Source organism: Dietzia aerolata (assembly GCF_014144865.1).
Lineage (GTDB): Bacteria > Actinomycetota > Actinomycetes > Mycobacteriales > Mycobacteriaceae > Dietzia > Dietzia aerolata.
The window spans coordinates 1-8,737 of the sequence record NZ_JAALDM010000203.1; the positions used below are offsets into that span (position 1 = coordinate 1).

The 8,737-nt window shown below is 68.7% G+C and carries 6 protein-coding genes; 3 read left to right on the forward strand and 3 right to left on the reverse strand.

What is annotated here, in order from left to right; all coding sequences use genetic code 11:
* Positions 1-125: 125 nt before the first annotated feature.
* Positions 126-1,052 carry an HAD-IIB family hydrolase gene (locus G6016_RS11940; RefSeq protein WP_182632866.1) on the forward strand — a complete coding sequence of 309 codons (927 nt, stop codon included), beginning with the start codon at positions 126-128 and terminating at the stop codon, positions 1,050-1,052.
* Positions 1,053-1,149: 97 nt separating this feature from the next.
* On the opposite strand, the gene G6016_RS11945 is transcribed toward G6016_RS11940, so the two are convergent.
* The gene (locus tag G6016_RS11945) at positions 1,150-1,593 is read right to left on the reverse strand and encodes a nucleoside deaminase (protein ID WP_182632867.1); all 444 of its coding nucleotides are present in this window, start codon (positions 1,591-1,593) and stop codon (positions 1,150-1,152) included.
* 253 nt (positions 1,594-1,846) lie between these two features.
* The gene (locus tag G6016_RS11950; protein WP_241730264.1) at positions 1,847-3,910 is read right to left on the reverse strand and encodes an N-acetylmuramoyl-L-alanine amidase; all 2,064 of its coding nucleotides are present in this window, start codon (positions 3,908-3,910) and stop codon (positions 1,847-1,849) included.
* Positions 3,911-4,472: 562 nt separating this feature from the next.
* On the opposite strand from G6016_RS11950, the gene glf reads away from it, so the two are divergent.
* Positions 4,473-5,675 (forward strand): UDP-galactopyranose mutase, encoded by a 1,203-nt coding sequence (gene glf / locus G6016_RS11955; protein WP_182632868.1) that lies wholly within the window; start codon positions 4,473-4,475, stop codon positions 5,673-5,675.
* 350 nt (positions 5,676-6,025) lie between these two features.
* On the opposite strand, the gene G6016_RS11960 is transcribed toward glf, so the two are convergent.
* Positions 6,026-7,297 (reverse strand): hypothetical protein, encoded by a 1,272-nt coding sequence (locus G6016_RS11960; protein WP_182632869.1) that lies wholly within the window; start codon positions 7,295-7,297, stop codon positions 6,026-6,028.
* 92 nt (positions 7,298-7,389) lie between these two features.
* Between G6016_RS11960 and G6016_RS11965 the strand changes: the two genes are divergently transcribed.
* On the forward strand, positions 7,390-8,737 hold a 1,348-nt coding region (locus tag G6016_RS11965), incomplete at its 3' end, for a DUF5129 domain-containing protein (protein WP_182632870.1).

Sequence of the window (8,737 nt, forward strand, 5' to 3'; positions counted from 1 at the left end):
CGGCGCCGCGCGGAGAAAGAGGCCGCGGCCGGCGGCGTCGCGCCGGAAGAGGGTGCCGCGCCGCGGTCCGGGCAGCCCCGGGAAACCGACGACGGCGACCCCGTGACGGGCGGTCCGAACACTCCGTGACGCCCTCTCCCTCCAGACCCCTCCTCGTCGCCACGGACGTCGACGGCACCCTGATCGGTAGCGACCATCTCGTGCCCGCCGCCAACCTGGCGGTGATCGAGGACATCGTGTCCTCCGGGGCGTCCTTCGTCCTGGCCACGGGCCGGCCGCCGCGCTGGATGGACCAGATCGTGGACCAGCTCCCGGTGGCGCCGCTCGCGGTCAGCGCCAACGGCGCCGTGATCATGGACACCGATTCGGGCGAGTACCTCGCCACCACGCTGTTGCAGACGGAGGTCCTCGCCGAGCTCGACGAGATCCTGCGCGAGCGGCTGCCGGGCAGTGGGATCGCCGCGGAGCGTCTCGTGACGGATGCCGCCGACGCGAACTTCGTCGCCAGCCCCGACTACGAACACGCATGGATCAGCATCGAGCATCTCGAGGTGGGGCACGAGGAGGTGCTGTCGGAGCCGGTGCTCAAGCTGCTGGCGCGGGTGCCGGGGATGTCGAGCGCGGACATGGCGGCGGCCCTGCGCGGGTCCGTCGAGCACCTCGCGGACCTCACGTTCTCCTCGACCGACGGGCTCATCGAGTTCGCGCCGCGGGGGGTGACCAAGGCCAGTGGTCTCGCCGCGCTCATGTCCGGGGAGGTGGCCATCCCGGCCTCGGCGAGATCGGCAGCGGCACTCATCCGGCCGGGCGGTGCTGCCGGCGGTGGGGGAGTGGGGTCTGGGTCAGCCCCGGACGGCGGCGCCGCCGAGCGGGTCGTCCCGGTGACCGTCGCCTTCGGCGACATGCCCAACGACATGGAGATGCTGCGCTGGGCCGATCACGGCGTGGCGATGGGCAACGCGATTCCAATCGTCCACGAGGTCGCCGACGAGGTCACGTTGACCAACGACGACGCCGGGCTGGCGCACGTGCTGCGCCGTTGGTGGGCCTGAGCTCGCTTCCCACTGAACTGCACGCCCGCGTCACCGGTTACGCGGTGTTGCGGCACCCGGTCTGGCGCCGCGCGGGGTGGCGGCGCGGCGGCCGGGCTCACCTGCCGCCGATGTCCTCCGACCATGCCTCCGGGTTGTTGGCGGCGAACCGGGCGAGGAGATCGGTGGCAACGGGGTCGTCGATGACCTCGACGCGCACCCCACGCTCGCGCAGGAACTCGATCTCGCCCGGGAAGGTCGTCGCTTCACCGACGATCACCTCGGGGATCTGGAACAGGGCGATCGCGCCGGCACACATCGAGCACGGGGACAGGGTCGTGTACAGGGTGGTGCCGCGGTAGTCGGTCAGCCTGCCGACGGTGTTCAGGCAGTCGATCTCTCCGTGCAGGATCGCACTGCCTTGCTGCATTCTCCTGTTCCGGCCGACCCCCAGTAGCTGGCCGTCGCGCCAGAGCGCGGCACCGATCGGGATGCCACCCTCATCGAATCCGGTCCGGGCCTGCTGCAGTGCGGCGTCGTACTCAACCTGCGTTGTCCCCATGGGATACCTCTGTCCTCGGGTGGATGATCCAGACGATTGCCATTGCGGGCTGGGCGAGGATCACCTTATGCGGCCAGGTCGGGGTGGGTGAGGGTTTCGGCCGGGGGCGGCCCGGAAACGCAGGGTGTTGGGAAATAGGGTGCGGACCGATCCCCACCACTTCCCCGGTGTGCCCGCCGCCCCATGGGTGGGGACGGCGGGCACACCTGGTGGGAGCCGGTCCGCGAGTCTGTGTCAGCGGCGCATCGTGCGGCTACGGATTCGGCTCGACCGAGAGCTCCTTGGTCGCCGGGTCGTAGACCAGGGTGCCGCCGACGAAGCGCTGGGCGACGGTGCCGTCCTCGCGCTCGGCCTCGGAGGACACCGGCAGGCCGAGCGGCCCGTGCTCGAAGCCCTGGGCGGCCCACGCGTCACCGATCACGCCCCACACCGGGTGGGTTCCGGTCTCGGGGGAGGAGTACAGCGCGCCGTTCTCGGCCTTGACCAGTGAGACGTTGCCGAACTTCTGGATTCCGGACAGGACCTTGCCGAGCGGTCCGGAAAGCTGCGCGGCGAGCTTGGCGAAGTCGCCGCCCGCCAGGTCTTCCACCGAGCCGCCGCCCAGCGGGATGTCCGACAGGGTCATTCCACTGGTGAGCGTGCGGGTCAGGCCCTGCACATCGATCCGGCCGCCGTTGAGGACGGTTCGCAGCGCGGTGGTCACGGCCTCCTGAACGTTGGCCTTGGACATCGAGCCGCCCGTGCCGCCACCATTATCGCCGGTCGGGGAGGGGCTGGAATTGCCGCCGCCTCCGCCGCCGCCGCCCTTGGCGTACCGCGCCGCGATGTCACGGATCTCGCCCATCTTGGCGTAACCGGCGTTACCGGGGCACGAGGTGTTGCCGACGTCGCGGTGGGCGAAGATGTTGGGCAGCTTGACGGCGGTGCCGTACGAGTACTTGGTGTACGACGTTCCCTCGGAGTAGTGGGTGGCGGAGCCCTTGGGATCGACGCCGGCCACGGCGAGGCGCCAGCCGAGGATCTCGCCGACCTTGCGGACGGTGACATCCGGCGGGGTGAGGCTCGTGTAGTCACCGATCATCGAGATGCCCCAGGTGTTGCCGTTGAAGCCGCCGGCGTGGGCACCCTGGACGTTGCGGCTCAGGCCGCCGTGACGGCCCTCGAAAGCCTGACCGTACTTGTCGACCATCACGTTATAGCCCACATCGCACCAGCCCAGGGTGCTTGCGTGGTACGAGTAGATGCCGCGAACGACGCTGGCCGCGCCCTCTCGGCTGTAATTGTTGCTTCCGGCCGTGTGGTGGACGGTGCCCGCTGCCAGCGAGCTGTCGTATGTGGCATTGCGGCAGCGAATTGACTCGTTTGCGCCCCAGCCCGAGCGGGAGATGATCGAGGGCTGCTTGGCCGCGATGTCGCCCTGGGCGCCGGTTCCGCCCCGGGCCGTGACATCAGCGTATGCCTCGGGATCGGGGGTCGGGGTCTTGTCCGGGGAGAGCAGGACCGCCTTCACGTCGGTCGTCTCGAGATCGCTGGTCTCGGCGACCGGCTTGATGTCCGCGAACCGGGTCGGCACCGGTGGTGCCGAGTCGAAGGCGGGGGTGGACGGCGCGGAGGCGGGGGCAGCCGGTGCGGAGGTGGGTGCCGCCGGCGCGGCGTCCTCGGCGGCGTCTTCGTCAGCGCTCCCGTCGGCGCGGGACGCGATGTCCTCGTCGGCGGGAGCATCTGCCGAGTCGGCGCCCGCGTCGGCATCGGTGGTGGAGTCTGCGGCGTCGGGCCCGGAGTCGGGGGCCTCGACGTCGGCGTCGGGCGCGTCGGCCAGCGAGGAGTCCTCGACGTCGACGCCGTTGAGCGCGATCTGCACCTTCGTGGTGTCCAGGCCGAGGTAGATGGGCTCGGTGCCCCCGGTTCCGGTGGTGCTCTCGCCCTTGCCGTCGACCGATTCGGCCTCGAACCAGGGGCCCCACGAGCCGTCCGGGTTCTGGGCGCGGACATTGGCCATGGCCTCGGGATTGAAGCCCTTCCACGTGACACCCATCATCGAGAACGGCGTCTCGGAGGAGACCTCCTTGACGGGTGACTGACCGCCGGCGATATCGCGGTTGACGCCGGCCGCGGCGGGGGCCTCGGCCAGCGAGACGGAGACCTCACCCGTGGGGAGGCCGGTGTTGGCGGTGGTGGTGATGTCATCCCCGGACTCGACCATCTGGTCTGCCCCGTACACGGCGAGGGGGGTGACGACGGACGCCGCCACCACCGCCGCAACGGCGAGGGTCCGGCGTCGACCGCTGTAGTGCATGGGGCGGCGTCGTGTGCTCAAGGGCTTCTCCAGATCAGGTGTCTGCGGCCCGCGGTGTAATGCCGCGAGCCACTTCTCCCACTCCGCCCCACCGACAACGGACACTACGCAACAGGTGGGACAGATGTGACGAACGGGATCAATGTTAGCCAAGAAACGTGTGAATCCAAGTGTTACGGAAGTGATTTTTGGGATGACAGGAGTGTAGTTTCGAACCGGCGTACGACGCCGAAGTCGCCCGACCAGCACGGCGGGTGAATCGGAGCCGATCTGCAGAAGTTGTCCGATCAATTGCCCCCGGTGTGTCCGGTGCGAGCGGAATCCGTGCGATGTGTACGAAATCGGTGTCGCCGTCGTCGTCGTCGCCCTTTGGGTTTTTCTCGCCGGGCACGTCACCGGCGCGGCATCAACCCCGCCCCGACCCGACGGATACCCTGGGAAGCCGAACCCACGCCGACCGGCGGGGTTTCACCGGCGGATCGCGGTGAGTGGTCGCGGCAGTAACGCCGCGGCAGGCGACCGCCCAACACAATCGCGGAGAACCTCCGCGGTGCACAGACTTTTTAGCGGAGGGACATCGACGATGGCGGACGAGCGGCAGTGGGGCACCTACGACCTCATCGTGGTGGGGTCGGGTTTCTACGGCCTGACGGTCGCCGAGCGGGCGGCCACCGAGCTCGGTAAGCGCGTCCTCGTGCTCGAGCGTCGCCACCACATCGGCGGCAACGCCTACTCCGAGGCCGAGCCCGAGACCGGCATCGAGATCCACAAGTACGGTGCGCACCTCTTCCACACCTCGAACGAGCGCGTGTGGGAGTACGTCAACCGCTTCACCGACTTCACCGGCTACCAGCACCGCGTGTTCTGCATGTACGACGGCACCGCCTACCAGTTCCCCATGGGCCTGGGCCTGATCAACCAGTTCTTCGGCCGGTACTACTCGCCCGACGAAGCGCGGAAGCTGATCGCCGAGCAGGCGTCCGAGTTCTCCTCCGACGAGGCCGCGAACTTCGAGGAGAAGGCCATCTCCCTGATCGGGCGGCCGCTCTACGAGGCGTTCATCAAGGGCTACACCGCCAAGCAGTGGCAAACCGACCCCAAGAACCTGCCCGCCGGCAACATCACCCGCCTGCCCGTGCGCTACACGTTCGACAACCGCTACTTCAATGACACCTACGAGGGCCTGCCCGTCGACGGGTACACCGCGTGGCTCGAGAACATGGCGGCCGACGAGAAGATCGACGTGGTGCTCGACACCGACTGGTTCGACGTCCGCGAGGCCGTGCGCGCCGCCAGCCCGGATGCGCCCGTCGTCTACACCGGCCCGCTCGACCGCTACTTCGACTACGCCGACGGCGAGCTCGGCTGGCGCACCCTGGATTTCGAGATGGAGGTCCTGCCCACCGGCGACTTCCAGGGCACCCCGGTGATGAACTACAACGACGCCGACATCGAGTTCACCCGCATCCACGAGTTCCGGCACTTCCACCCCGAGCGCAAGAACTACCCCACGGACAAGACCGTGATCATGCGCGAGTTCAGCCGCTTCGCCGACCGCGACGACGAGCCGTACTACCCGATCAACGAGTCCACCGACCGCGAGCGGCTGGCCGCCTACCGCGACCGGGCCAAGGCCGAGACCGCCGCCAACAAGGTGCTCTTCGGCGGACGACTGGGCACCTACCAGTACCTGGACATGCATATGGCCATCGCGTCGGCGCTGACAATGTTCGACAACACCCTCGCGCCGCACCTGCGCGACGGTGCGCCGCTGGCCGAGGGCTGATCGGCGCCGACGGGGGGCCTGGCCTGGCGCGCCTCGCTTCTTGCCCAGTTCCAGCATCGAGAAGTGGGTTTGGCACGGCGCCACTCGACTGATGCGGGCCGAACCCTCTTGGGGATGGGCGGCACGGCTGGCTCCGTTCGCCAGGTTCGCCGTTGCTGGTGAAGAACGGTGACGATCGGTCTTGATAGCGCCCCTCCCAAGCCTCTCAACGATGCTCAAATGCGGAGGGGCCTCTCGTTTTAGGCGTGTTCGCCCGGCAGACGAGTGTCTCCTCGACGAGGTCGTCGACCCGGCGAAGTTAAACAGGACCTACTGGGATGGAATCGTCAGTCCTCGGACGGCGTTGACGACTAACTCTCGACCAGGGCGGTGACGGCGTCCGCGCGCTGGGCACGGTGGACCAATGCAGGCCGGGCCTCGCCGTGGTGGACCAGAACCGGGGTGACCGACTCCCAGAACCGGCTCAACGAGCTCCGGCCGGCGTTCTCCGCGTGCGCCTGCGCTTGCTCGGCGAGGGAGTCGCCCGGCTGCGGCCGGTGGCGGTCCGGGAGCTTGCCCTCGATGCTCTCGTCCTTGCGCTCGGAGATGACGAACCCCAGCGCGAACTCCACGGTCCGCGGCAGGTCGCCGCACAGCAGCACGTCGGCTTCCGGGTACTCGTCGAGGACGTGCTCGATCGCGCCCGACAGTTCCACCAGCAGGGTGGCGAACGCGTCCGGGTTGATCTTCCGGCCGCTCGACCCCGGGATCCACCGCCGGACGGGCATCTCCCACGGCCGCATGTGGGTCGCCCCGTCGACGGTGTGGGTGGGGCCGGCCACGACCACAACGTCGCAGGTGTCCCTCAGCGGGAACTGCGCATCGACCTCCGAGGCCGGAGCCGTCGAATCGAGCTGCAGGGACAGCCACACGCGCTGCACGTCATGGCGGTCGCCGAGCGGCCCGACGACCGTTGTCAGGGCGATATCCGGGTCGGGGAGCTCGTGGTGGGTCACCCAGTCGAGGGAGGACCATTCGTCGTACCCGTCGTCGAAGTACACCGTCCGCATCCCTGTGTCCCCACCCGGCACGCGCGTCGACCGCGGTTGCTCCGGCACCTCGGCCAACGAGGTTTTCTGCCTCAACAGAACGTCGTAGCCCACGGACAACGCGGCGGGGAAGGAGAGATTGGGCGCGAACAGGTAGCCGGTGGCCTCGTCGTCGTCGTTCATGGCGCGTTCCAGCTCGTCCGACACCCGCGCTACGTCGGCGCGAAGATCCAGGACGTCGCCCGCCACCCCGAACCACCCGGTGGCGGTGCGGAAATCGAGACTGCGGGCCATGGCCATGTCCATCGCGCCCCGCATGTGATCCGGGGACGACGCCGGCAGTAGGCGCAGGTAGTACAGAGTTCCGTTGCGGTTGATCATCCAGTGACGCAGCGCCATCATCGCGATGAGCAGCAGTGCCGAGCCCAGGAACCACGCCAACCGGGGCAGCGACGAGCAGTGGTGCGACCAGAGGTCCGGGATTCCGGCGATGGTGCACGACGAGTCCGCCGTGATGATGTCGTCCGCGACCAGACTGCCGAATGCCGTGGTCAGCGCGATGGCGACGGCGATAAGGGATTCCACGACGAGCATGGGCCAAAGGTAGCCCGCTTTCCGGCAACAATTCGGACATGTGGTGGTTCTTCGTCTGATCAGGACCGGGTAGCGCGCCTAAACTATGATTCATGACCCGCGCGCCTGCCGCCGTGACCCGACTACTCGTGGTGCTCGCCGGCGCCGCGATGCTGCTGTTCCTCGCGTGGCCGATACTCGGCGGGGCGTCGGCTCCCGCGAATGCCCAGGCCCCCGCCGCACCGGCCGACGCGCCCGCCTCGGCTGACCCTGCGACTGAACCCGCGGCCCCCGAGGCCGCGCTGGAGGTCGGGGTGACCGACCCCGGGGACCTGTTGACCGTCGCCGACGAGGAACTGCTGGTCTCCGAGCCCGCCATCATGGGCCTGCCGCCGCAGGTCTCCCATGTCGAGTTCGTGGTGTTCGAGACCGGGGAAGACAATCTCAACGACACGATGCTCGAGTTCGCCCAGGGCATGCGCGGTGACCTCGTCTCGGGTGACAGTTGGGCGCCCGGTCGACTCATCGTGGCCGTGAGCATGGACCCGCGCCGCAACGGGATCTACTGCGGCGACGACGTGTGCGTGGCGATGGACCTGTTCGAGGGGGCGCACCTGGACGGCTCGCTCGAGGCGATGAAGGACCCGTTGCGGCGGGGCAACACCACGGCCGGGCTGCTTGCCGGGGTGTCGGCGGCCGCCGATCCGTCCGTCGCTCTGGAGTCGCCTGGAACGCCGAGCTGGGTTGGCTGGGCGTTCGGCGGCGCTGCGGTGGCAGCCGTGGGTGGAATCGGAATGTGGATCCGCAGTCTGCGCAAGACCCAGGCGAGCACTGCCCGTGAGCGCTACGACCAGATCTCCCGCGAGTACGGCCGCGTCGCGGGGGAGCTGACCGCCATCGATGTGCGTGCCAACTCACTGAGCTCCCCGCTGGCCGACGACGAACTGCGCTCGCAGTGGGAGGACGTCAAGCAGCGGTTCCTCGAGTTGGACACGGTCATGGGACGGATCGGGCACCTGCGGCCGGACTCCACCGACTCGGAGTTCCGCAAGGCAAGTGGGGACATCGGGACCGCCCACCTCACGGTGGAGCAGATGGACCTGGCCGAGAAGAACATCGACGAGATGTTCCGGATGGAACAGGGCGACGCCACCGTGCGTCGACGCCAGCTCGGCGAACTGCGCAAGGACATGGTCTCGGCCGGGCTCGGCACCTCCGATGCGCGGCTGGGCCACCAGTCGCAGTTGCTCCAGCAGCGCGTGGACGAGCTCGCGAGCAACACCGCGGCGCCGGACTTCATGGACCGCTATGCGCGGATCATGGTGGACTACCGGCTGGTGGTGGACGCTATCCGCCAGCGGGAGATGTCGGACGTCAAGGCGGCCAAGAACGCGGGCGACCGGCACGCGCCGAGGATTTACGACACCGACTGGCGGGTCGGTCACGGTTACGGCGGGTTCG

What these genes read in the sequence shown, in the direction of transcription:
- G6016_RS11945 (WP_182632867.1), bottom strand. Translation starts at nt 1,593, where the DNA reads ATGGGGACAACGCAGGTTGAGTACGACGCCGCACTGCAGCAGGCCCGG.
- glf (WP_182632868.1), top strand. Translation starts at nt 4,473, where the DNA reads ATGGCGGACGAGCGGCAGTGGGGCACCTACGACCTCATCGTGGTGGGG.
- G6016_RS11960 (WP_182632869.1), bottom strand. Translation starts at nt 7,297, where the DNA reads ATGCTCGTCGTGGAATCCCTTATCGCCGTCGCCATCGCGCTGACCACG.